25 protein-coding genes are annotated in these 22,960 nt (G+C 69.9%); 12 read left to right on the forward strand and 13 right to left on the reverse strand.

Annotation, left to right across the window (positions count from 1 at the left end; genetic code table 11):
* The 3 genes from ABD882_RS17285 to ABD882_RS17295 are packed head-to-tail and all read right to left on the reverse strand — an operon-like array spanning position 1 to position 2,864.
* The gene (locus ABD882_RS17285; protein ID WP_345188670.1) at positions 1–975 is read right to left on the reverse strand and encodes a hypothetical protein; all 975 of its coding nucleotides are present in this window, start codon (positions 973–975) and stop codon (positions 1–3) included.
* Between the two features lie 37 nt (positions 976–1,012).
* Positions 1,013–2,086, reverse strand: coding sequence for a redox-regulated ATPase YchF (gene ychF / locus ABD882_RS17290; protein WP_345188671.1), 1,074 nt, complete (start codon positions 2,084–2,086; stop codon positions 1,013–1,015).
* Positions 2,087–2,117: 31 nt separating this feature from the next.
* The gene (locus tag ABD882_RS17295) at positions 2,118–2,864 is read right to left on the reverse strand and encodes a class I SAM-dependent methyltransferase (RefSeq protein WP_345188672.1); all 747 of its coding nucleotides are present in this window, start codon (positions 2,862–2,864) and stop codon (positions 2,118–2,120) included.
* An 80-nt stretch (positions 2,865–2,944) separates the two neighbouring features.
* On the opposite strand from ABD882_RS17295, the gene ABD882_RS17300 reads away from it, so the two are divergent.
* Complete coding sequence (locus tag ABD882_RS17300) at positions 2,945–3,544, forward strand: 3'-5' exonuclease (protein WP_345188674.1); 600 nt, start codon at positions 2,945–2,947, stop codon at positions 3,542–3,544.
* Positions 3,545–3,579: 35 nt separating this feature from the next.
* Positions 3,580–4,884: a DNA recombination protein RmuC gene (locus ABD882_RS17305; protein ID WP_345188675.1), complete on the forward strand. Its 1,305-nt coding sequence runs from the start codon at positions 3,580–3,582 to the stop codon at positions 4,882–4,884.
* On the opposite strand, the gene ABD882_RS17310 is transcribed toward ABD882_RS17305, so the two are convergent.
* Complete coding sequence (locus ABD882_RS17310) at positions 4,850–5,062, reverse strand: UDP-N-acetylmuramyl pentapeptide phosphotransferase (RefSeq protein WP_345188676.1); 213 nt, start codon at positions 5,060–5,062, stop codon at positions 4,850–4,852. The genes ABD882_RS17305 and ABD882_RS17310 overlap by 35 nt on opposite strands.
* Before the next feature lie 139 nt (positions 5,063–5,201).
* Positions 5,202–6,194 (reverse strand): class II fructose-bisphosphatase, encoded by a 993-nt coding sequence (glpX, locus tag ABD882_RS17315; protein ID WP_345188677.1) that lies wholly within the window; start codon positions 6,192–6,194, stop codon positions 5,202–5,204.
* A 184-nt stretch (positions 6,195–6,378) separates the two neighbouring features.
* On the opposite strand from glpX, the gene fbaA reads away from it, so the two are divergent.
* Positions 6,379–7,407: a class II fructose-bisphosphate aldolase gene (gene fbaA / locus ABD882_RS17320; protein ID WP_345188678.1), complete on the forward strand. Its 1,029-nt coding sequence runs from the start codon at positions 6,379–6,381 to the stop codon at positions 7,405–7,407.
* A 66-nt stretch (positions 7,408–7,473) separates the two neighbouring features.
* Here the strand turns inward: fbaA and ABD882_RS17325 are convergent, their stop codons facing one another.
* The 4 genes from ABD882_RS17325 to ABD882_RS17340 form a co-directional block, all read right to left on the reverse strand.
* A complete protein-coding gene (locus ABD882_RS17325) occupies positions 7,474–8,136 on the reverse strand; it encodes an anti-sigma factor family protein (protein ID WP_345188680.1) in 663 nt (220 codons plus the stop codon).
* Positions 8,133–8,636 (reverse strand): sigma-70 family RNA polymerase sigma factor, encoded by a 504-nt coding sequence (locus ABD882_RS17330; RefSeq protein WP_345188681.1) that lies wholly within the window; start codon positions 8,634–8,636, stop codon positions 8,133–8,135. Before ABD882_RS17330 ends, ABD882_RS17325 begins: the two co-directional genes overlap by 4 nt.
* Positions 8,637–8,706: 70 nt before the next feature.
* Positions 8,707–9,255 (reverse strand): DUF6264 family protein, encoded by a 549-nt coding sequence (locus ABD882_RS17335; protein ID WP_345188682.1) that lies wholly within the window; start codon positions 9,253–9,255, stop codon positions 8,707–8,709.
* The gene (locus tag ABD882_RS17340) at positions 9,252–10,292 is read right to left on the reverse strand and encodes a 4-hydroxy-3-methylbut-2-enyl diphosphate reductase (RefSeq protein ID WP_425563392.1); all 1,041 of its coding nucleotides are present in this window, start codon (positions 10,290–10,292) and stop codon (positions 9,252–9,254) included. The genes ABD882_RS17335 and ABD882_RS17340 overlap by 4 nt, the downstream gene beginning before the upstream one ends.
* 109 nt (positions 10,293–10,401) lie before the next feature.
* Here ABD882_RS17340 and xseA point away from each other — a divergent pair, with 109 nt between their 5' ends.
* From xseA to ABD882_RS17370, 6 genes are all read left to right on the forward strand, one after another.
* Positions 10,402–11,727, forward strand: coding sequence for an exodeoxyribonuclease VII large subunit (xseA, locus tag ABD882_RS17345; RefSeq protein ID WP_345188685.1), 1,326 nt, complete (start codon positions 10,402–10,404; stop codon positions 11,725–11,727).
* Between the two features lie 70 nt (positions 11,728–11,797).
* Entirely contained in the window at positions 11,798–12,010 is a 213-nt protein-coding gene (locus ABD882_RS17350; RefSeq protein ID WP_345188791.1) for an exodeoxyribonuclease VII small subunit, read from the forward strand.
* Entirely contained in the window at positions 12,007–12,660 is a 654-nt protein-coding gene (locus ABD882_RS17355; RefSeq protein ID WP_345188686.1) for a DUF4245 family protein, read from the forward strand. Before ABD882_RS17350 ends, ABD882_RS17355 begins: the two co-directional genes overlap by 4 nt.
* A complete protein-coding gene (locus ABD882_RS17360; RefSeq protein ID WP_345188687.1) occupies positions 12,657–13,316 on the forward strand; it encodes a carbonic anhydrase in 660 nt (219 codons plus the stop codon). Before ABD882_RS17355 ends, ABD882_RS17360 begins: the two co-directional genes overlap by 4 nt.
* Before the next feature lie 40 nt (positions 13,317–13,356).
* A complete protein-coding gene (locus tag ABD882_RS17365) occupies positions 13,357–14,751 on the forward strand; it encodes a class II fumarate hydratase (protein WP_345188688.1) in 1,395 nt (464 codons plus the stop codon).
* A gap of 175 nt (positions 14,752–14,926) precedes the next feature.
* Positions 14,927–17,275: a hypothetical protein gene (locus ABD882_RS17370; RefSeq protein WP_345188689.1), complete on the forward strand. Its 2,349-nt coding sequence runs from the start codon at positions 14,927–14,929 to the stop codon at positions 17,273–17,275.
* 20 nt (positions 17,276–17,295) lie between these two features.
* Here ABD882_RS17370 and phoH2 read toward each other — a convergent pair whose 3' ends face one another.
* From phoH2 to ABD882_RS17385, 3 genes are all read right to left on the reverse strand, one after another.
* Positions 17,296–18,648 carry an RNA 5'-3' helicase PhoH2 gene (phoH2, locus tag ABD882_RS17375; protein WP_425563393.1) on the reverse strand — a complete coding sequence of 451 codons (1,353 nt, stop codon included), beginning with the start codon at positions 18,646–18,648 and terminating at the stop codon, positions 17,296–17,298.
* A gap of 178 nt (positions 18,649–18,826) precedes the next feature.
* Positions 18,827–19,951: an aminotransferase class V-fold PLP-dependent enzyme gene (locus tag ABD882_RS17380; protein WP_345188690.1), complete on the reverse strand. Its 1,125-nt coding sequence runs from the start codon at positions 19,949–19,951 to the stop codon at positions 18,827–18,829.
* Between the two features lie 14 nt (positions 19,952–19,965).
* The gene (locus tag ABD882_RS17385; protein WP_345188691.1) at positions 19,966–20,751 is read right to left on the reverse strand and encodes an isoprenyl transferase; all 786 of its coding nucleotides are present in this window, start codon (positions 20,749–20,751) and stop codon (positions 19,966–19,968) included.
* A 118-nt stretch (positions 20,752–20,869) separates the two neighbouring features.
* Between ABD882_RS17385 and trhA the strand changes: the two genes are divergently transcribed.
* Positions 20,870–21,607 (forward strand): PAQR family membrane homeostasis protein TrhA, encoded by a 738-nt coding sequence (gene trhA, locus ABD882_RS17390; protein WP_345188692.1) that lies wholly within the window; start codon positions 20,870–20,872, stop codon positions 21,605–21,607.
* Between the two features lie 34 nt (positions 21,608–21,641).
* On the opposite strand, the gene ABD882_RS17395 is transcribed toward trhA, so the two are convergent.
* Complete coding sequence (locus tag ABD882_RS17395; protein ID WP_345188693.1) at positions 21,642–21,905, reverse strand: hypothetical protein; 264 nt, start codon at positions 21,903–21,905, stop codon at positions 21,642–21,644.
* 59 nt (positions 21,906–21,964) lie between these two features.
* On the opposite strand from ABD882_RS17395, the gene ABD882_RS17400 reads away from it, so the two are divergent.
* Positions 21,965–22,351 (forward strand): DUF4307 domain-containing protein, encoded by a 387-nt coding sequence (locus ABD882_RS17400; protein WP_345188695.1) that lies wholly within the window; start codon positions 21,965–21,967, stop codon positions 22,349–22,351.
* 94 nt (positions 22,352–22,445) lie between these two features.
* Complete coding sequence (greA, locus tag ABD882_RS17405; protein ID WP_345188696.1) at positions 22,446–22,934, forward strand: transcription elongation factor GreA; 489 nt, start codon at positions 22,446–22,448, stop codon at positions 22,932–22,934.
* Positions 22,935–22,960: the final 26 nt, after the last annotated feature.

Below are 22,960 nucleotides of genomic sequence, written 5' to 3' on the forward strand. Positions count from 1 at the left end.
CTAGATACCACCTAGCAGATTGCGAATCTCCTGCACATTCTGCGCATACGTCTTGCTTCCATTGTATTCGCAAAAGACATAGAACTCTGGACGATATTCTTTCACGTCCACTGCCGTTGCTAGGAGTCGAGCCACAATGGGCCCCATCTTTTCGATGCTTTCAGCATCAGACAGCGGCCTACTCGAGAGAACCTGAGCAATCCCAACGGTGAGAGTTAGGGGGAAGACCCAAACTACCAAGTTCTCTATACATCGAATCCATTTTGGTCGATTCAAATCTTCATAGACCAGAATCGCGATCAGCATGCCTACAGGTATTCCATGGCGTTCCGCGACCATTTCAACAATCTGCCCATATTGCCTTTTGATAGCGGCGGCCCGATTCCGCAAAAGCTCATTCAATGCATGAGAGTTTTCAGAGACCGGCCGATGGGAGCTCATATTCGTCAGCCGCAAGAATGCGGCAAGCGCGATAGCTATGATCAGCGCTGCCCAAGCATTGTCTCGAAGACCCTCCATCGACGGGACAAGCCACCGAAAGTCGAGCAAGACTCCCAGGGGAGCCAAACCAAGCGCAATCAGCAGTGCGAAGAGAATCATACCAAGATGGATGAACTGAATTGAAAGGTAGCCGCGAGCATCGGCCATGGCCTTCCAATGTGGAACTGAACTCACCATCCAACCCATCCCGCCGAGCAAGAAGCCGCCGAGGAAGCTCATCTGCTCGAACGTTTGAGCAATTCCAATCCCCAACGCAACTGAAACTATTAGAGGAGCAAACCGAAAGAATGCATAATTGGGCCAGCGACGATTTCGCATGGCCAACATCTCATGCAAAGTTCCGTAATTTATCGACGCTTCAAGCTTCAAATATTCTATTGGAATATCCAGCACACCTCGTCGCAACCTGAGGACTTGGGATATCCCCAGTACCAATAGCCCGGAAAAGGCGCCGATTACAAGAGCTGCAAGCATTACAGTTGACCAGTCTCAGCTACGCGCGAGGCTCGCGCTAGACGTTGAAGCGGAACTCCACCACGTCGCCGTCCTGCATGACGTAGTCCTTGCCCTCCAGGCGCGCCTTGCCCTTGGAGCGCGCCTCGACGACGGATCCGGTCGCGACGAGATCCTCGAACGAGATGACTTCGGCCTTGATGAAGCCCTTCTCGAAGTCGGTGTGGATGACGCCGGCCGCCTGCGGGGCCTTGTCGCCCTTGTGGATCGTCCAGGCGCGGGCCTCCTTCGGCCCCGCCGTGAGGTAGGTCTGCAGGCCGAGGGTGTCGAAGCCGATGCGGGCGAGCTGGTCCAGGCCCGACTCGTCCTGGCCGGTGGAGGCGAGGAGCTCTGCGGCGTCCTCCGGATCCAGGTCGATGAGCTCCGACTCGATCTTCGCGTCCAGAAAGATCGCCTGGGCGGGCGCGACGAGGGCCGCGAGCTCCGCCTTGCGCGCGGAATCCGTCAGCACGGCCTCATCGACGTTGAAGACGAAGATGACCGGCTTCGAGGTCAGCAGGCCCAGCTCCTTGATCGCGGCGAGGTCGATGCCGCTCGTGGAGAGCAGCTGCCCGCGCTCGAGGGCGTCCTTGGCGGCGTTCGCGGCCTCGAGGACCGAGGCGTCGGTCTTGCGGCCGCGCACCTCCTTCTCGATCCGCACGATCGCCTTCTCGAGCGTCTGCAGATCGGCGAGCATGAGCTCGGCGTTGATCGTCTCGAGGTCGTTCTTCGGGTCGATCGCCCCCTCGACGTGCACCACGTCGTCGTCGGCGAAGCCGCGCACGACCTGCGCGATCGCGTCGGCCTCGCGGATGTTCGCGAGGAACTGGTTGCCCAGCCCCTCCCCCTCGCTCGCGCCGCGCACGATGCCGGCGATGTCGACGAACGACACCGTCGCGGGCAGGATCCGCTCGCTGCCGAAGATCCCGGCGAGGGTGTTCAGCCGAGAGTCAGGCAGGCTCACCACGCCGACGTTCGGCTCGATCGTCGCGAACGGGTAGTTCGCCGCGAGCACGTCGTTCTTGGTGAGAGCGTTGAAGAGGGTGGACTTGCCGACGTTGGGCAGTCCTACGATTCCGATGGTGAGAGCCACGGGGTACGAGTCTACCGGGGCCGCTCCCCGCTCAGGATCCGCGGACCGCGCGGTAGGCGGCAGTCACGTACGGCATCTCGAGGGTGCCGCCCTCGCCGAGGCCCAGCTCGTCGAACAGCTCGTCCATGCCGCGGGCGATCCTGCGCTTCTCGTCATCCGGCGCCGTGATGACGTAACTGCGCGATGCGGCCATGGCGTGCAGCTCGGCCCTGGTCATCGCACGGGCCCACTCCCAGCGCCGCTCCTCGAGCGGACCGAACGGCGCGAACACCGCGACGGCGTCGTCCGCGATCATCTGCTCCGCAGGGCTGCCGTGCATGATGCCGCTGAGCCGGTGCACCCAGTCGACGCGCTCGTCGCGCACGTTCCAGATCAGCCCGAGCACGCCGCCCGGTCGCAGCGCACGGCCGATCTCGGCGGACGCCGCGACGGGGTCCACCCAGTGCCAGGCCTGGCCCAGGGTCGCGGCGTCGGCGGCCGCGTCCGCAAGCGGCAGCGACTCGGCCGTGCCGACGATGGCCTCGACCTCCGGGGTCCTCGCCTGCAGGGTCGCCAGCATCTGCGCATCCGGATCCACTGCGGCAACGGTCGTGCCGCCGAGTCCGAGCAGCGCCCGGGTGAGCTTGCCGGTGCCCGCGCCGATGTCGACGACGCGCGCCGCACCGTCGCCGCCGAGCGCCGGTTCGAGCAGCCAGCGCACCGCCTCGGCCGGATACTCCGGGCGCCCCTTCTCGTAGCTCTCGGTCTCGGCTCCGAAACTGGTCGCGCGCTCTGTCATGGTTCGACCCTACGCCCCGGATCGACGCCGCCCCGGCGCGCCTGAGCGACACCCGCCGGGCCGGGACGGAAGGTGGATCCGTGCCCCTGGACTTCACCGCGATCGACTTCGAGACGGCGAACTCCTCCCCTGCGTCGGCGTGCTCCGTGGGCCTCGTCCGCGTGCGGGACGGGGTGGCCGTCGCCCAGACCGGCTGGCTGATCCGTCCGCCCGCAGGGCACGACGAGTTCCAGGAATGGAACGTGCGGATCCACGGGATCCAGGCGCACGAGGTCGAAGACGCGGCCGGGTGGAGCGATCAGCTCGACCGGCTGTGCGCCTTCGCGGGTGCCGATGTGCTGGTCGCGCACAACGCCGGCTTCGATCTGAACGTGATCCGCCGGGCCTGCGAGGCCACCGGAGACGACTGTCCGCCGTACCGCTCGCTGTGCAGCCTGAGCGTGGCGCGCAAGGTGTACGACCTCGACTCCTACAAGCTCCCGGTCGCGGCGGCTGCCGCAGGGTTCGGCATGTTCCCGCACCACGACGCCTTGGCCGACGCGCGGGCCTGCGCGCAGATCGTGATCGACGCCGCCCGCCGCACCGGATCCGGCACGGTTCTCGAGCTCGCCGACGCCGTCGGGATCCGGATTGCGGACCCGCTCGCCGCCGCACCCGCGAAGGTGCGCACCGCCGCCTGACGCTCAATGTCCGTGGCCGGTTGCAGGATGGGGTCATGGAACCGATCGCGCTGCTGCTCATCGTCCTCGCCCTCGTGGCCGGGATCGCGCTCGGCTGGTACCTCGGGCGTTCTCGAGGCGCCACCGAGCTCGCCCGCGCGGAGGCCGAGCTCGCCGCCGTGCGCGAAGACCGCGACCGTCAGAACGACCTCTACCGCGACGCCGTCGAGCACTCCCGGCAGGCGCAGCACGACGCCGCCGACCGCGCTCGGCAGGAGAGCGCGGTGCTCACGGCCCTTGCGCCCGTGCGGGAGAGCCTGCACCGCATGCAGCAGACGGTGACGGTGCTCGAGCGCGAGCGGCAGACGCAGTTCGGTCAGCTCAGCGAGCAGCTGCGCCGATCCGAGGAGAGCGGCGAGGCGCTGCGCTCGACGACCGCCTCGCTCGCCGGCGCGCTGCGCTCCACCTCCGCGCGCGGCGTGTGGGGCGAGACGCAGCTGCGCCGGGTGGTGGAGGCGGCGGGACTCACCCGGCATGTCGACTTCGATCTGCAGACGACGATCCGCTCCGACGCCGGGCCAGGGCGCCCCGACATGGTCGTGCGCCTCGCCGGCGGGGCATCGATCGCCGTCGACGCCAAGGCACCTCTCGACGCGTTCCTCGCCGCGGGCGTGCTGGACACCGAGGATCCGCAGCGCCGCACGCTCATGCAGCAGCATGTGAAGGCGGTGCGCGCGCATGTGGACGCGCTCGCCAAGAAGGCGTACTGGTCGGGGCTCGACGTCAGCCCCGAGTTCGTCATCTGCTTCCTGCCCACCGAGTCGCTGCTGTCGGCCGCGCTCGACGAGGATCCGACGCTGCTCGACTACGCGTTCGGCAAGCACGTGGCTCTCGCCACACCCGTCAACCTGTGGGCGGTGCTGAAGACCGTCGCCTACACGTGGAAACAGCAGGAGCTCTCGGCCGAGGCCGCCGTGCTGCTCGATCTCGGCACGCAGCTGTACGACCGGCTGGGGGTGCTCGCCGGTCACGCCGACGATCTGCGCCGGGCGCTCGAGCGCACCGTCGACAGCTACAACCGCTTCGCCGGATCGCTGGAGAGCCGGGTGCTGGTCACCGCGCGGCGCTTCCCCGGCGTCGATGCGGACGCGCTGTCCTCCCCGGCACCGATCACGGCCGCGGCGCGGCGGTTCACGGCAGACGAACTCGTGCCGGACGAGCTCGTTCCGGGAAAAATCGTGCCAGACGGATCAGGAACCGGGATCCTGGCCGATCTCGGCGAGCTGCGCGCGCGGCTCGACGCCGACGACACAGCCGAGGGTGAGATCACGCGCTCCCGGGAACCCCGCTCAGGAGCATGACGACGACGCCGGAGAACAGCACGAACGCCCCGACCATCCACCAGGGGCTGATCTCGTGGCCCTCTTCGCGGCGCACGCGGAACAGCACGTCGGGACGGCGCGCGGCGTCGACCTCCACGACCTTGACGGTGCCGGTGTCGGTGACCGTCTCCTGGCGGTAGATGTTCTCGGAAGCCATCCCGCTCGCCCTTCTCCTGAATGCACGCCGATCGGCGATGCACGCCGAACGGCGCTCCTCCATTGTGCCAGGTGGTAGCTGAAAGGCGGGGAATGCGATCAGGTCGTTATGGCACCGGGTCCGACGACGCCGTGCGCCGTCACAGCCACTTCGAGACGAGATGCTCTGAGGCGACCCGTCGCAGCGTGCCGGACGCGCTGCGCAGCACGACGCTCTCCGTGTACAGGTAGTCGCCCTCACGGCGGACGCCGGCGACGAGCTGACCGTCGGTGACACCGGTCGCGACGAAGATGGTGTTGTCGCCGCGCACCAGGTCGTCGGCCTCGTACACTTTGTCCATGTCGAGGCCCGCGTCGATGCCGCGCTGACGCTCGTCGTCGTCACGGGGCCACAGCCGGCCCTGGATGTGCCCGCCGAGCGCCTTGATCGCGCACGCGGTGACGATGCCCTCCGGGCTGCCGCCGACGCCGATGCACATGTCGGTGCGGGCTCCGTGACGGGCCGCGTTGATGCCGCCGGCGACGTCGCCGTCGCTCATCAGGCGGGTGCCGGCGCCCGCTTCACGGATCTCCTGGATGAGCGTTTCGTGCCGCGGGCGGTTCAGCACCGACACCACGATCTCGTCGACCGGCTTGCCGAGCGCCCGGGCGAGGCGGGTGATGTTCTCCGCGACGGGGAGGCGGATGTCGACGACGCCGACGCCCGCGGGGCCGGTGACGAGCTTGTCCATGTAGAAGACGCTGGACGCGTCGAGCATCGTGCCGCGGTCCGATACCGCGATGACCGAGAGCGCGTTCTGTCGTCCGGCCGCGGTGAGCGAGGTGCCGTCGATAGGGTCGACGGCGATGTCGCACTGCGGTCCGGTGCCCGCGCCGTTGCCGACGTGCTCGCCGTTGAAGAGCATCGGGGCGTTGTCCTTCTCGCCCTCGCCGATCACGACGCGCCCGTCGAAGTCGACCGTGCCGAGGAATGCGCGCATCGCGTCGACGGCGGCCCCGTCTGCGGCCTCCTTCGCGCCGCGGCCGATGAACGGGACGGCCCGGATCGCGGCCGCCTCTGTCGCGCGGACGAGCTCGAGTGCGAGGTTGCGGTCAGGACGAAGAGGGCTGAGATCAGCAGTGAGGCTCACCATGAGGCCCATGCTAGGGGCGGGACTGTTACGGATCCGGAGAATTCCGCGTCCAGAACTCGAAAGATTCACACTTCTTGCCGCACGCGAAGATCCGCGCCTCCGACCCTGCCGTCACGCGCTCGGAACCGCGGATCCTGCGGCGATAGAGTGGCCCTGACCCCCGTCATCCAGCACAGGAGAAGCCATGCCCGTTGCCACCCCGGATCAGTACGCCGAGATGCTCGACCGCGCCAAGGCAGGCGGCTTCGCCTACCCGGCGTTCAACGTCTCCAGCTCGCAGACGATCCACGCCGTGCTGCAGGGCCTGACCGAGGCCGGCTCCGACGGCATCATCCAGGTCACCACCGGCGGCGCCGACTACTTCGCCGGCCAGACCGTCAAGGCGCGCGCCACCGGCGCCCTCGCCTTCGCGAAGTTCGCCACCGAGGTCGCCAAGTCCTACCCCGTCACGGTCGCGCTGCACACCGACCACTGCCCGAAGGACGCCCTCGCCGGCTTCGTCGAGCCCCTCATCGCAGCTTCCGAGGAGGAGGTCCGCGCCGGACGCAACCCGATCTTCCAGTCCCACATGTGGGACGGCTCGGCCGTGCCGCTCGCGGAGAACATCGAGATCGCGAAGGAGCTTCTCCCCCGCATGAAGGCGATCAACGCGATCCTCGAGGTCGAGATCGGCGTCGTCGGCGGCGAAGAGGACGGCGTCGCGCACGAGGGCTCGAACGAGGCCCTCTACACGACCTTCGCCGACGTCGACCAGGCCGTGCAGGCGCTGGGCCTCGGCGAGCAGGGCCGCTACATCGCCGCCCTTACCTTCGGCAACGTGCACGGCGTGTACAAGCCCGGCGGCGTGAAGCTGCGTCCGGAGCTGCTCGGCGAGATCCAGGCTCAGGTCGCGGCCAAGTACGGCACCGGCGCGAAGCCGCTCGACCTCGTCTTCCACGGCGGATCCGGCTCCACCGACGCCGAGATCGCGCTCGCGGTCGCGAACGGCGTCATCAAGATGAACATCGACACCGACACGCAGTACGCGTTCACCCGCTCGATCGCGGACTACATGTTCCGCAACTACGACAGCGTCCTGAAGGTCGACGGCGAGGTCGGCAACAAGAAGGTCTACGACCCGCGCGCGTGGGGCAAGGTCGCCGAGACCGCGATGGCGCAGCGCGTGATCGAGTCCACCCGCCAGCTCGGCTCGTACGGCCAGTCGAAGAGCTGACCGCCGCACACGACGCGAGCGCCGCAGGGATCGGCCCCTGCGGCGCTCTTGCGTCTCATCTGGCCGTCACGGCGTCGCGAGATCGCGCTGCAGCAGGACCTTGCCCGCCTGGTCCCGGATCTCGACAGAGCGGATCCCTGTCAGCGGCAGCGCTGTCGCGGCGTGCACCCGGGCCGTGACTCCGGGAGCGACCCGCCACGTCGACAGCGCGGTGGTGGTTCCGTCCGCCGACACCACCGCCAGGACGTACGTGACATCCGGGACCGTGTCCCCCGCCGGGTAGCTGCACGCCATGTCGAGCTCCGTGCCCCAGGCGGTCGGGGTGAGCGCGACGGTCGCGGTGGCGTGGACGTAGGCCGCGGAATCGAGGGCGATCTCAACCGCGGGGCGAGGCGCGAAGACGGCGACGCTCATCGGGATCGCGATGACCAGCGCCGCGGCGATCCCCGCGACCGCCCAGATCCTCCGCCGGCGGGATCGGCGCCGCCACTGTGCGACCTCGCGCAGCAGGATCGGCGCCTCGTCGACGGGCGGCGTCACGGTCCGCTCCGCGTCCTCCGCGCTCAGCCGCGAGAGCAGCGCGGCGGTCGAGGTGAGCTCCGCCACCGCCGCGCGGCAGTGCGCGCATCCGGCGAGGTGCGCCTCGTAGTCGGAGCGTTCATGCGCCGAGAGCGCCCCGAGCACGTACGCGGCGTCCCACGTCTCGTACAGCAGGTGCTCCGCGTTCACCGGGTCACCCCTCTCTCCTGCAGCGCGAGCCGCAGCGCCCTCAGCCCGTAGTGCATCCGGGACTTCACCGTGCCCTCCGGGATGCCGAGCTCCGCGGCGACCTGGGCGGTGCTGCGCCCCCGGTAGTAGGCCGCGACGATCACCGAGCGGTGCCCGTCGTCGAGACCCGCCAGCGCGTCCTCGATGAGCAGGGCGTCGAACAGCCGATCGGTCTCGTCGTCGCCGGCGCGCTCCGGCAGCTCGGCGACCGGGTGCTCGTGACGGTGACGCGCGCTGCGCACCTCGTCGATGACGATGTGCCGGGCGACCGTGATCATCCAGGCTCGGGTCGTGGCCGGCTCCTGCGCGAGGATCCGCGGCGTGCGCCAGGCCCGCAGCAGGGTCTCCTGGACGATGTCGTCGGCTCCCGCGCCGTCGCCGGTGAGATGCGTGACGTACCGACGCAGCACCCCGGCGTGCAGGTCGTAGAGCGCAGTCAACCGCTCTTCGTCGTCGTCCACAGTCGCCTCCTCACCGGAGAAACGATGCCGAGGCCCGCGTGGTTCACCGCCGCCGGCTCCGGGCTCGGCGCTACTTCTTCGCGAGCCCGTTCAGGTAGGCGAGCACGGCCGGATCCGAATAGAACGGGATCAGCATGCACAGCGAGGACAGCGTGACGAAAACCGCGCCGCCGACCAGCGGCACCCACCAGGCGAGCTTCCCGCCGCGCAGGCGCCGCACCGTCCAGGCGGCCGTCGCGATCCAGCCCACGATCAGCAGGGCGGCGGCGACCATGCCCCAGGTCTTCGCCTGGGAGTAGTTCGAGAAGGATCCGGAGATCCCCAGCATCTGCATCATCGTCGCCATGAGCGACGACGGATTCAGGAAGGCGGCGACCGAGGTGATCACGTTCCACAGGCCGTAGGCGAGCAGGGCGAGCGCCACCAGGCGGTCGACCGGATGCGCCGGGCGCGCCGCCTGCGCGGCGGCAGGGGTCGGCTGTGCTGCGGCGACCGCCGCAGGCGCCATCGGGGCGGGCGCCACCGGTGGAGGCGCCTGCTGCCCGGATCGGCGGCGCTGCTCCTCCGGCGTCGCATACTCGCCGTACTGGGGTTGGGGGCGCGACGAGTCCGTCGTCATCGTGGGCTCCGTCCGCCCAGCGCACGCTCGTCCCGCTGACCGGAGACGTCCTGGCGCAGCTCCTTCGGCAGCGAGAACATCAGATCCTCCTCCGCGGTGCGCACCTCCTCGACGTCGCCGTAGCCGGCTTCGGCGAGTGCCTCGAGCACCTCCTGCACGAGCACCTCGGGCACAGAGGCGCCGCTGGTCACACCGACCGTCGCGACCCCGTCGAGCCACTCCTGCCGCACCTCGTCGGCGTAGTCGACGCGGTAGGCGGCCTGGGCGCCATACTCGCGCGCCACCTCGACCAGCCGCACGCTGTTGGAGGAGTTCGCGGATCCCACCACGATCACCAGGTCCGCGTCGCGCGCGACCTTCTTGATCGCGACCTGCCGGTTCTGCGTGGCGTAGCAGATGTCGTCGGACGGCGGATCCTGCAGCTCCGGGAACCGCGTGCGCAGCCGGTTCACCGTCTCCATGGTCTCGTCGACGCTCAGCGTCGTCTGCGACAGCCAGACCACCTTGGACGGGTCGCGCACCTCGACCGTGTCGGCCTCGGCCGGGGAGTTCACCACCGTGACGTGGTCGGGCGCCTCCCCCGCGGTGCCCTCGACCTCCTCGTGGCCGTCGTGGCCGATGAGCAGGATCTCGTAGTCGTCGCGGGCGAAGCGCACCGCCTCACGGTGCACCTTGGTCACCAGCGGGCAGGTCGCGTCGATCGCGTGCAGGTGGCGATCCTCGGCGGCGGCGACGACCATCGGCGAGACGCCGTGCGCGCTGAAGACGACATGGGAGCCCTCGGGCACCTCGTCGACCTCGTCCACGAAGATCGCCCCCTGCTCTTCGAGCTCGGTGACGACGTGGATGTTGTGCACGATCTGCTTGCGCACGTACACCGGCGCGCCGTAGCGCTGCAGCGCCTTCTCGACCGCGACGACCGCGCGATCGACCCCGGCGCAGTATCCGCGCGGCGCCGCGAGCAGCACCCGCTTGTGTCCGTCCACCGGGTTATCCTGAAGGCGCACCCGGGTCTCCGCTCGTGCGCTACGGCGGATCTGCGGCACGGGCAGGGAAACGGCTGTCGAAGTCACATGCCGATTCTACCGGCGCGCACCTGCGCGCGGCCGGTGAGCGGGCGCAGAGCAGACCGGGAGAGACGAGAGCATGACCTCCTTCGAAGCCACCGCCGTCGCCGGCGAGGCTCCGCCTGCGGACTCCGTGCCGCCGCGTGACTCCACCGTCGACGCGCCCACCTCGATCGCCCGCCTGAACGCCACCATCCGCGATTTCGTCGCGCAGTGGGGCACGGTGTGGGTCGAAGGCGAGATCACGAGCTGGAACCTCCGTGCCGGCAACGTCTTCGCTCGACTCAAGGACACCCGCTCGGATGCGCAGATCTCGATCCGGATCTGGTCCAGCGTGCGGGCGCGGATCCCCGCGGACCTTGCGGTGGGCGATCACGTCGTCGCCGCGGTGAAGGCCGACTACTTCGTCAAGGCGGGCGACTTCAGCTTCACGGTGTCGGCGATGAAGCACGTCGGCCTCGGCGATCAGCTCGAACGCCTCGAGCGGCTGCGCGCGCAGCTGCGCCAGGAGGGGCTGTTCGACCCGGCCCGCAAGCGGCCGCTGCCGTTCCTGCCGCATGTGATCGGGCTGATCACCGGCGAGAACTCCGACGCCGAGAAGGACGTGCACCGCAACGCCGAGCTGCGCTGGCCGCAGGTGCGGTTCCGCACCGTGCACGCCGCCGTGCAGGGCGACCGCTGCGTGCCGGAGACGCTCGCCGCCCTCAAGAAGCTGGACGCGGATCCGGACGTCGACGTGATCGTGATCGCCCGCGGAGGAGGGGATCCGCAGACCCTGCTCGGCTTCAGCGACGAGCGCCTGGTGCGCGCGGTCGCCGCCGCCACCACGCCGGTCGTGAGCGCGATCGGCCACGAGAACGACCATCCGCTGCTCGACGACGTCGCAGATCTGCGCGCCTCGACTCCGACCGATGCCGCCAAACGCGTCGTGCCCGACGTCGGCGAGCAGCGCGCGCTCATCGGACAGCTGCGCGCACGGGCGACCACGCGGGTGTCGCAGCGGGTGTCGCACGACATCGCCCAACTGGAGCAGCTGCGGTCGCGCCCGGTGCTGCGGGATCCGGATCCCCTCCTCGAACGCCGAGCGCAGGAGGTGTGGCTGCTCACGGCGCGCTCGCGCGACGCCCTCGGTCGCCGTGTCGAGACGGCGGGTCGGCGTACGTCCGAGCTGCGCGCCTCGCTGCGCGCGCTCTCGCCGGCGGCGACCCTGGCCCGCGGCTACGCGATCGCGCACCGCTCAGACGGGGTGATCGTGCGCGACGTCGCCGACGCTCCCGCGGGCACGGCTCTCACGCTCACGGTGGACCGCGGATCGCTGCGGGCGATCTCCGAGGGCGAGGTGCCCGAAGGGGCAGAGGCGGGCCGTGGACGCGGCCGGGGGCCCGAATGCGCGCCGGTAGGATGAAGGAGTGACCGTGTCGAACGAGCCGTCCGCGTCTGCTCACTCCGCTTCCGGGGACAGCTCTGCGCCGGACATCGCCGATCTCGCGGGTCTGAGCTTCGAACAGGCCAGGGACGAGCTCGTGCGCGTCGTCGCCGAGCTCGAGCAGGGCGCCCCGACACTGGAGCAGTCGCTGACGCTCTGGGAGCGCGGCGAGGCCCTGGCGGCCCGCTGCGAGGAGTGGCTGCTCGGCGCCAAGCGGCGCCTGGACGCGGCCCGCTCCGCCGTCGAGGGGGACGCCCGATGAGCCGCGCACCCAAGCACGCTCCGATCGTGGCCGAGCTCGGCCGCCCAGAGACCGCGCAGGAGGCCGCCGATCGCAAGGCCGCCTCGTCGGCGGCGTATCGCTCCAGCCAGACCTTCCGCAGTCTGATCGCCGCGCTGATCGCCACCGTCGGCGTGGTGCTGATCATCGTGCTGCTCGTCCCGCGCGGGGACATCACCAGCGTTCCCGGCGTGGATCTGAACAGCGCCGCCAAGAACGCGCAGAGCACGATGAACCGTCCCGTGCTGGTGCCGGTGCTCCCGTCGAACTGGCGCGTGAACAAGGCCGTGCTCGTCGACGGCAAGCCCGCGGTGTGGGACATCACGGCCGCGCCCGAGGCCGCCGACGCACGCGGCTACGCCCACATCGCGCAGGCCTTTGACGCGAGTGCGGACTGGGCGCGCACCCCGCTGCACGGCACGGCGCCCACGGGGACGATCTCGATCGGCGGACGCACCTGGGACCAGTACCGGCTGCCGAACGCCGACCAGTCGGGCAACATCACCGACGCGCTGGGCGCGCAGGTCGGCAAGGACTACATCCTCGTCTACGGCGCCCTCGGCAAGGCGGCCACCGCGGAGCTGGTCGCGAAGATCAGCCCGCAGATCGATGACCTGGAAGGCGGACGATGACCCCTGTGCGCGAGCATGCCCTCACCCCTGACGAGGCCTGGCGCCTGATGCACGAGGGCAACCGGCGTTTCGTCGCCGGCGACCCGCAGCACCCGAATCAGGACGTCGGCAAGCGCCACGAGCTCGTCGACGGGCAGGCGCCGCTCGCGACCCTGTTCGGCTGCTCCGACTCGCGCCTGGCCGCCGAGATCATCTTCGACAAGGGGCTCGGCGACCTGTTCGTGGTCCGCAACGCCGGGCAGGTGCTCGGCGAGTCGATCGTGGCGAGCCTGGAGTACGCGGTCGCCATCCTGGGCGTGCCCCTCATCGTCGTGCTCGCGCACGACAGCTGCGGCGCGGTCCGGGCCGCGATCGACGGCACCGCGATCGACGCGGCTCCTCTCCCCCCGCACATCTGGCGGCTGATCGCACCGATCGTCCCGGCCGCACGCAAGGTGCTCTCCGAGCAGGGCGGATCCACCACCGCCGACATCGACGCCGAGCTCGTGGGTCAGGAGCACCTGCGCAACACCGTGGACGATCTGCTGCAGTCATCCGAGCTGATCGCCGCCGCCGTCGCGGAGGGCACCCTCGGCATCGTCGGCGCGAACTATCGTCTGGTCGACGGCGCCGCGATGCCCGTCGTCACGGTCGGACTCTCCGACGTGCACCCCTGAACATCCCCCTTCACCCACCGTCGCATCTGGAGGAAACGCAGTGACCGACATCGAGTACCGCATCGAACACGACACCATGGGCGAGGTGCGTGTGCCCGTGAACGCCTTGTACGGGGCGCAGACGCAGCGCGCCGTGGAGAACTTCCCGATCTCCGGCAAGGGCCTCGAATCGACGCAGATCGCCGCCCTCGCCCGGATCAAGAAGGCCGCCGCGCTCGCCAACAAGGAGCTCGGCACGCTCGACGGCGCCATCGCCGACGCGATCGCGCAGGCCGCCGATGAGGTCGCCTCGGGCGCGCACGACGACGAGTTCCCGATCGACACGTACCAGACCGGATCCGGCACCTCGTCGAACATGAACATGAACGAGGTGCTCGCGACCCTCGCCACGCGGATCCTGGGCGCGACCGTGCACCCGAACGATCACGTGAACGCGTCCCAGTCGTCGAACGACGTCTTCCCCACCTCGGTGCACATCGCCGTGACGCAGGCGCTCATCGACACGCTCATCCCGTCGCTCGACCACCTCGCGGTCGCGCTGGAGGCCAAGGCCGAGCTGTGGAAGGGCGCCGTCAAGTCCGGCCGCACCCACCTCATGGACGCCACCCCGGTCACGCTCGGCCAGGAGTTCGGCGGCTACGCGCGCCAGATCCGCCTCGGCATCGAGCGCGTGCAGTCCGCCCTCCCCCGCGTCGCCGAGGTCCCGCTGGGCGGCACCGCGGTCGGCACCGGCATCAACACCCCGCTCGGCTTCCCGCAGAAGGTCATCGCGCTGCTCGCCGCCGAGACTGAGCTGCCGATCACCGAGGCCAAGGATCACTTCGAGGCGCAGGCCAACCGCGACGGGCTCGTCGAGGCCTCCGGCGCCCTGCGTACGATCGCGGTGTCGCTGACCAAGATCAACAACGACCTGCGCTGGATGGGCTCGGGCCCGAACACCGGCCTCGGTGAGCTGCACATCCCCGACCTGCAGCCGGGCTCGTCGATCATGCCGGGCAAGGTCAACCCCGTCATCCCCGAGGCCGTGCTGATGGTGTGCGCACGCGTGATCGGCAACGACGCGACCGTCGCGTGGGCCGGTGCCTCCGGATCCTTCGAGCTGAACGTGGCGATCCCGGTCATGGGCACGGCACTGCTCGAGTCGATCCGCCTGCTCTCGAACGCCGTGCGCGTGCTCGCCGACAAGACCGTCGACGGGTTGCAGGCCAACGTGGAGCGCGCGGCGGCCCTCGCCGGCATGAGCCCGTCGATCGTCACCCCGCTGAACAAGGTCATCGGCTACGAAGCCGCCGCGAAGATCGCCAAGCATGCGGTCGCCCAGGGCATCACCGTCCGCGATGCCGTGATCGCCCTCGGCTACGTCGAGCGTGGCGAGATCACGGTCGAGGAGCTCGACGCCAAGCTCGACCTGCTCTCGATGACGCACGCCGGCTGAGGCCGGTCGTCCGCGGCTCGGCCGGGCTGAGGCTCGGCCGGGCCGCGTCGTGCATTCCCGCGCGCTCGTCCTCCACAATCACGACTCTCGCCGGGTTCTGCACCGAGTTCGTCCCCGCCCCCGCACGCGTATGACGGCGTCGGCATCCTCTTGTTAGCTGAGAGGAGCATCGACGATGTCACGGAGAGCACAAGCGGCGGTCGAGACCGGACGGAAGCTGTGGTGGGGCATCGCCCGGCATCACCCGCACACGGGCGGACGCCCTCGCGGACGCGGAGGATCGCGTGCGCTCGTCGCCGTGGGAGTGGCCGTGGCCGCCTTCGTGACGGCGGTGGCCATCGCACCGGAAGCATCGGCGGTGTCCTCGTCCGGGCCGGGTGTGCAGGGCACCTACGGTCACATCGGCGCCAGCGTCGCGCCAGGGGTGGGCAACGTCTACTGCATCGACAGCAGCCTGGACATCCCCTTCGGGCGGGGTGTCGTCACCGACACCGTCGTCTCATCTCTACCCGCGCGACCTGGCGTATCCCGCGCCGTCGACGCCGATCGCGACGCGGTACGCGGCGTGAACTTCATCGTCAGCACCTGGGGCAGCACGGGAGATCCCGTGACCGCTGCGGCGGTGGGCATCGCGACCATGTCGTTCCTGAAGACGGGCGGCTTCGACACGGCCGCGTCCTACGTCGGCAGGGACGATGTGATCCGACTGGCACGGAGCATGTACGACCAGGCGCGGGCCGTGGCCGCCGCCGCGGCCGGGGCGACCGCGCCGAGCGGGACGGTCGTGCTCACCGTCGATCCCTCCGACAACTCTCTGGGGTCGTTGCGCGTCGACGCCACCGTCCCTGCGAGCGGCACGCTCACCCTGACCCACGGGACCTTCGTCGAGAGCGGTACCGACACGCTCGCGGGCGTCCGCACCGGCGTGGACTACCCGATCGTGGGCGTGCCGCCGGCCGCCGACGGCGCGCCGTACCGGATCGGGGCGGCGAGCGTCGGCGGCTTCACCGGGGGACGGATCTGGCCGGACCGCATCCGGGTGCTCGACTACGGCGGGGGCTTCCAGCGCATGATCGTCGGCGTGGGCCAGGTCCCGTCGAGCTTTCCCGTGCGCGGCGAGGACCAGCACGAGCGCACCACCACCTTCCAGCCGGTCCTCACCAGCCGGACGGCGATGGTGAGCCCCGACGGCACGCTGAGCGACACGCTCGCTTTCGCCACGGCCCCGGACGAGAACCGGGTGAACAACCCGTGGCCGCGTCGAGACGGCGGATACCACCCGGTGTCCTTCACCGTCACCGCCTACGCCGCGGGGGGCTCCGCTCCCGCCGAGACCCCGGACGTCCCCGAGGATGCACAGCCCGTGGGTGCGGCCGCCGTGCTCGCCGCAGGTCCCGGAACGTCGCAGACCGTCGTGATCCCGGGCACGCATGCGCAGGGACGCTACACGTTCGTGGCGTCCTACGACGAGGCCGGAACACCGCCGGAGACCCGCGCGCTCCTCCCGGCGGATTACGCCTGGTCCCACGCGTACGGCATGGCGTCCGAGACGACGACGGTGCCGATGCGGGTCACGCTGTCCTCGAAGATCCTCTCGGACTCGATCGGTCCGGGCGGAAGGGGCGACGACACGGTCTCCGTCGACACGGATGGACCGTGGCTGAGCGACGCCGACGGACGGCCGATCGAGATCATCGCACTCGGCGCGTACATCCATCTGCCGCCGTCCCTCGGCACGCCCGTGCCGACCGACGCACTCCCCGACGGCGCCGAGATCCGCGGCATCGTCAAAGCCGTCTTCACGTCCGCGGGCACGCAGCAGACGACCTCGCTCGAAGTCCTCTCCGGCGAGATCTCCGCACCCGAGGTCGGCGACGGCAGCATGACCTGGCAATGGTCCGTTCCTGCCGAAGCGCAGTCGTCGCCCGAACTGGTGATCCCCATCACCGAACGACTCGGCCTCCCCGAGCAGACGCAGCGCATCGCACTGCCGACCGTGACCACGAAGGCCCAGACGGGTGTCCCGTGGGGCGGATCCGCGACGGACACGGCACTGGTCACTGGGCCCCTGCCGGGCAGAGGAACAGTCGCCGTCCGATGGGAGGCGTTTCGCGCTCCGGATGGCGCGACGGATCTCACCACTGTATGTACCGCGGACAATCGACTCCCCCTCGACGGCACGCCTGTGACGGTGACGGCGAGTCCGGGCGAGTATGCGAGCCCCGCGGTCGGGGACGTCCGCTTCCCGGTCGTCTGGCAGGAGATCGTGACCTGGATCCCGACCTCGGGTGCGCCGGTCGACTTCCACCGCGGCGAGTGCGGGATCGCGGACGAGGTCAGCACTCCGCTCCCGCCCGTCGCGTCACCGCCGCCCGTCTCCGCCCAGCTCGCGGCCACGGGTGGCTCCGCACCGGTCGCCGCGCTCTGCTTCGCCGCGGGCCTGGGCCTCACCGGCGTCCTGGCGCTGCTCCTCGCCAGGGCGAGACGACGCCGCCGCGCGGGGCGGACTCCCGTCGCGCGGTGACCCTTCGCCGGGCTGACCTGTCAGCTGAGTTCTCCGCCCTCCAGCAGCTCGGTGACCAGGGCGGCGATCGCGGAGCGCTCGGAGCGCTGCAGGGTCACGTGGCCGAACAGGTCGTGGCCCTTCAGGGTCTCGATGACGCTCGCGATGCCGTCGTGGCGGCCCACTCGGAGGTTGTCGCGCTGCCCCACGTCGTGGGTGAGCACCACCCGCGAGTTCTGCCCGATCCGGCTGAGGACCGTGAGCAGCACGTTGCGCTCCAGCGACTGCGCCTCGTCGACGATCACGAACGCGTCGTGCAGCGAGCGACCGCGGATGTGCGTGAGCGGCAGCACCTCCAGCAGACCCCGCGCCACGACCTCCTCCATGACGTTGCCGGAGACGACGGATCCGAGCGTGTCGAAGACCGCCTGACCCCAGGGCCCCATCTTCTCGCCCTGGTCGCCGGGGAGGTAGCCGAGCTCCTGCCCGCCGACCGCGAACAGCGGCCGGAACACGATGATCTTCTTCTGCTGCTGGCGCTCCAGCACCGCCTCGAGGCCCGCGCACAGCGCGAGGGCCGACTTGCCGGTTCCGGCGCGACCGCCGAGGGAGACGATGCCGACCTCGGGATCCACGAGCAGGTCGATCGCGATGCGCTGCTCGGCGGATCGGCCGTGCAGGCCGAACACCTCGCGATCGCCGCGGACCAGCGAGTACTCGCCGTCGCCCGTGATGCGTCCCAGGGCCGACCCGCGCTCCGAGTGGATGATCAGTCCGGTGTTCACCGGGAGCCCGATCGCCTCGGCGCTCGAGCCAACCTCGCTCTCGTACAGGTCGCTCATCTCGTCACCGGAGAGCGAGATCGAACTGATCCCGGTCCAGCCCGAGTCCACGGCCTGCTCGGCGAGGTACTCCTCGGCGTTGATGCCGAGCGACGCCGCCTTGACGCGCATCGGGAGGTCCTTGGAGACGACCGTGACATCCTGCCCGTCCTGGGCGAGATGCATCGCGATCGCGAGGATCCTGCTGTCGTTGTCGCCCAGGCGGATCCCGCTCGGCAGCACGTTCTGGTCGGTGTTGTTCAGCTCGACCCGCAGCGTGCCGCCGTCGCCGATCGGGACCGGGAAGTCGAGCCGGCCGTGCTCGACGCGCAGTTCGTCGAGGTGGCGCAGGGCCTGTCGCGCGAAGTAGCCGATCTCCGGATCGTGCCGCTTGCCCTCGAGTTCGCCGATGACGACGACGGGGAGCACGATCGAGTGCTCGGCGAACCGGAAGAAGGCCCGCGGGTCGGACAACAGCACGGACGTGTCGAGCACGTACGTCTTGAGGCCCTGGTCGGGTGAGGACTGCCGGTCCTCGCCCTGCGCGGTGCTGGTGCGGGTGCTGCTGTTCAGTGCTGTACGTGCGGCCACGACCCTCTCCCGACCCGGGATCTTTCCCGGTGCTGTGCGAGTCGACCAGGGGGCCACGAGTCGCGATCCTGAAGGCCGACCCGATCGGGCGCCGTGCCCGATGCCATGACGGTACGACGCCGCGGTGTCCGCACGCATCTCCGACACGCGAGGTTGAAGGTTAAGGCGCGATGAACTCTCCCGCACCGGCGACGGCGTCGTCGAACAGCGCGAGGGTCTCGGGCGTGGTCCCGGCGTGCGGCGCCACGCGCACCGCACCGGATCGCACCGTGACGCGCACGCCGGCGGCGGCCAGTACGCCGCCGAACCCCTCCGGATCCGCCGGTGCGAGCATCACGAGCCCTGCCCGCTCCGCGGCCGAGCGCGGGGAGGTCACCGGGATGCGGTGCCGATCCGCGATCTCCAGCACCGCGTCGACGTTGTGCGACAGCCGTTCCATCACCGACCGCGCCCCCACGGCACGCAGCTCCGCGGCCGCCACGGCGAGCCGCCCCGCCGCGAACGAATCCGGCGGGCTGACCGCATACGCCTGCCCCGACGGTGCCGGATCCGGCACCTCGTCCGCGGGAAGGCCGGGCACCACCGTGCCGGTGAACCCGCTGAGCACGGGACGGATCCGCTCGCGCGCCCGCGCCGTGAACCGGGCGAAGCCGGTGCCCCGCCCCGCCCGCAGCCACTTGTAGCCGTGGCCGACCACGACGTCGGCAAGAGACCAGTCCGCATCGATCGCGCCGAACGACTGCGCGGTGTCGATGATGAGCAGGCGGTCCGGCCCCAGCACCTCGCGAAGGGCGGCGAGGTCGGCCCGGTATCCGGAACGGAAGTCGACGTGGCTGACGACCAGAGCGGTCACCGCGGGGTCGAGCGCGGCGCGGACCGCATCGGCGGTCACCCGGCCGCCGACCGGCATGATCCAGCGCGGGGCCAGCCGCCCGTGCGACGCGTCCGCGGCCCGCGCCAGCGTGATCGTGATGCTGGGGAACTCTGCGGAGGACGCGACGACCGTGCCGTCGAGACCGGCCAGCGCGTGCTGCAGACCGTGCGAGGTCGACGCGTGCAGGGTCACGTCGTCCGGGGCGGAACCGACGAGCGCCGCGATCTCCGCCCGTGCTTCCGGCCCGCGCCTGCCGACCTCGGCGATGCCCTCGGGCCGTCCGGTCGCGAGCAGGTCGGCATCGGTCGCGAGCGCTGCGCGGGCGGCCGGCGACATCGGCCCGAACGCCGCCCAGTTCAGGTATCCCGGATCCTCGTGGAAGCTCACCAGGTAGTCGTCGATCGCGCTCATGCCTCGTCTCCCCGTCAGCGGCCGAAGCGGCGGTCGCGGTCGGCGTAGTCGCGGATCGCGCGCAGGAAGTCGACCTCGCGCAGATCCGGTCCCAGCGCCTCGACGAAGTAGAACTCGCTGTGCGCGCTCTGCCAGAGCAGGAAATCGCTGAGGCGCTGCTCTCCGCTGGTGCGGATCACGAGGTCCGGATCCGGCTGTCCGCCGGTGTAGAGGTGCTCGCCGATCATCTCGGGCGTGAGGTGGGCGGCGAGGTCCTCCAGAGTGCCCCCGGATGCCTCGTGCTGGGCGATGATGCTGCGCACCGCGTCGACGATCTCGGTGCGGCCGCCGTACCCGACGGCGAGATTCACGTGCAGCCCGGTGTGCGTGCGGGTGCGCTCCTCCGCCTCTGCCAGCACCCGTGCCAGCTCGGGTGGGAGGATCTCGGCCCGGCCCACGTGCTTGACCCGCAGGTCGCTCTCACGGGACAGCCCGTCGGCCAGTTCGCCGATGATCTCGATGAGGTCGGCGAGCTCGGCCGAGTCGCGCTTGCGCAGATTGTCCGCGGAGAGCAGATACAGCGAGACGACCTGGATCCCCAGCTCATCGCACCAGCCCAGGAACTCCCGCATCTTGGCCGCCCCGGCCCGGTGCCCGTGCGCAGCGGTGGCGTAGCCGAGCTGACGCGCCCAGCGCCGGTTGCCGTCGATCATCATCGCGACGTGGTGCGGAACGCGCTCCGGGTCCAGGCGCCGGCGCAGCCGTCGACTGTACAGCCGATAGAGAGGTCCGCTCCCTGGCTGATCCGAGCGTGCGTTCACTCCCCTACGCTATCGCGCCGAACCCCGCGGGCGAGTGCGGGCGCCGTCGCGATCCACGCACGGTGTCCGCATCGCATATGTGCCGCTGGCGGAATGCCGGGACGCCTAGAGTGTGCCCATGAGCCGTGCGACCCGAAACGCCGCCACTGACGCATCCCCGTTGCCTCTGCTCGAGGCCGCGGCCGTCGATGCGCAGGCCGAGATCAGGCCGACCTGGCGCGGCTGGATCCACGCGGGCACCTTTCCCGTCGCGATCGCGGCGGGCATCGTGCTCATCGTGCTCGCGCACGGCGCGCCCGCGAAGTGGGCGGCGGCGGTGTTCATGCTCAGCTCGCTGCTGCTCTTCGGCAATTCCGCGCTGTATCACCGTTTCGACTGGAAGCCCCGGACGAAGGCGATCCTGAAGCGGATCGACCACGCCAACATCCTGCTGCTCATCGCGGGCACCTACACCCCGCTCGCGACCCTCGCGCTGGCGCCGGAGAAGGGCACGCTGCTGCTCGTGCTGGTGTGGTCAGGGGCGATCCTGGGGATCCTGTTCCGGGTGTTCTGGATCAACGCCCCGCGCTGGCTCTACGTCGCGCTGTATCTGCTGCTCGGCTGGGCGGCGATGATGTACATCGTCGATCTGCTGAACGCCAACGTCGCGATGATGGTGCTCGTCTGCGTGGGCGGGCTGCTCTACACCGGCGGAGCGATCGTGTACGCGCTGAAGAAGCCCAACCCCTGGCCGGGCAGATTCGGCTTCCACGAGATCTTCCACGTCTGCACGGTGCTCGCGTTCCTCTGCCACTGGACGGCGTGCCTGCTGATCTCGCTCGCGCCGCTGAACCCCTCGCTGGGACTGCCCGCCTGAAAGGTCCTGCCCGCCTGAAGACCAGGACCGAGGGTCAGGCCTTCGTGTCGCCTGCGCCGTTCTCGCCCGCGTCCTCGGCGCGCGCGGCGGCCTCCTCGGCATCCAGCTCCTCGCGCACCTCCTCGCGGTAGCGGACCCGGCGGATCCGGCGCTGCATGTCCCAGATCAGGACGGCGGCGAGCACGACGATCACCGCGACGATCGCGAAGCCCATCGGGCCCGGGCTGACCAGGTTCGGGTCGACCGTCGGCGTCGGAGTGGGAGTCGCCGCCACTGCCGCGAGGAGAGCCTCGATCATGTGTCCGCCTTCTACGAGATAACCTGGAACTCCAGCCTAACGATCGGATGCACCCCGCCGTGACGACGCCAGCCCAGCTCGATGAGCGCTACGGCCGCGGACCCCGCCGGCGCCTGCCGATGATCGTCGGCGGCGCGATCGCGGTGGCCGCGATCGGCGTGTTCGGCTGGTGGACCGTGCAAGGCTCGGCGAACACCGTCGATGTCACGGATCGCGGTTTCGACCTCACGGATGCGCATACCGTGACGGTGTCGTTCCAGATCAGCGCGCCCGCGGACCGGCCGGTGCACTGCATCCTCGAGGCGCAGGATGTGGAGTTCGGGATCGTCGGCTGGAAGGTCATCGACTACCCCGCCTCGTCCCAGCGTGCGCGGGCGTTCACGGAGCGCATCCCGGTGGTGGGCGAGGCCACGACGGGTTTGGTGAACTCCTGCTGGGTGTCTTAGGCTCATCGTGTTGAGCGACGCCCCGGCAGGTGCCGGGGCGTCTTGGCATATCCGGGGCCATCTGGTCCCGGATCCGAATGGCAAGGAGTTCGCCGTGTCGAACGACGTACAGGTCCCCTTCCTCACGCAGGAGGCGTACGACCGTCTTGTCGCGGAGCTGGAGAACCTCTCCACGGTCGGCCGCGAGGAGATCGCCAAGCGCATCGAGATCGCGCGCGAAGAGGGCGACCTCAAGGAGAACGGCGGCTACCACGCCGCCAAGGACGAGCAGGGCAAGATGGAGGCGCGCATCCGCACGCTCGAAGCGCTGCTGAAGAACGCCAAGGTCGGCGAGGCCCCGGCCAGCCGCGGCATCGTCGAGCCGGGCACCGTCGTGACCGCGACGGTCGCGGGCGGCGAGGAGGTCTTCCTCCTCGGCAGCCGCGAGATCGCCGGAGGCACCGACCTCGACGTGTACAGCGAGGCGAGCCCGCTCGGATCCGCGATCCAGGGCCTCAAGGTCGGCGAGAAGACCTCGTACGAGGCGCCGAACGGGCGCTCGATCGCGGTTGAGATCCTCAAGGTGGAGACCTTCGCCGGCTGAGCCGCACGCCTCCTCCGCGGGTCCCG

Source organism: Microbacterium panaciterrae, assembly GCF_039541635.1.
GTDB classification, from domain to species: domain Bacteria; phylum Actinomycetota; class Actinomycetes; order Actinomycetales; family Microbacteriaceae; genus Microbacterium; species Microbacterium panaciterrae.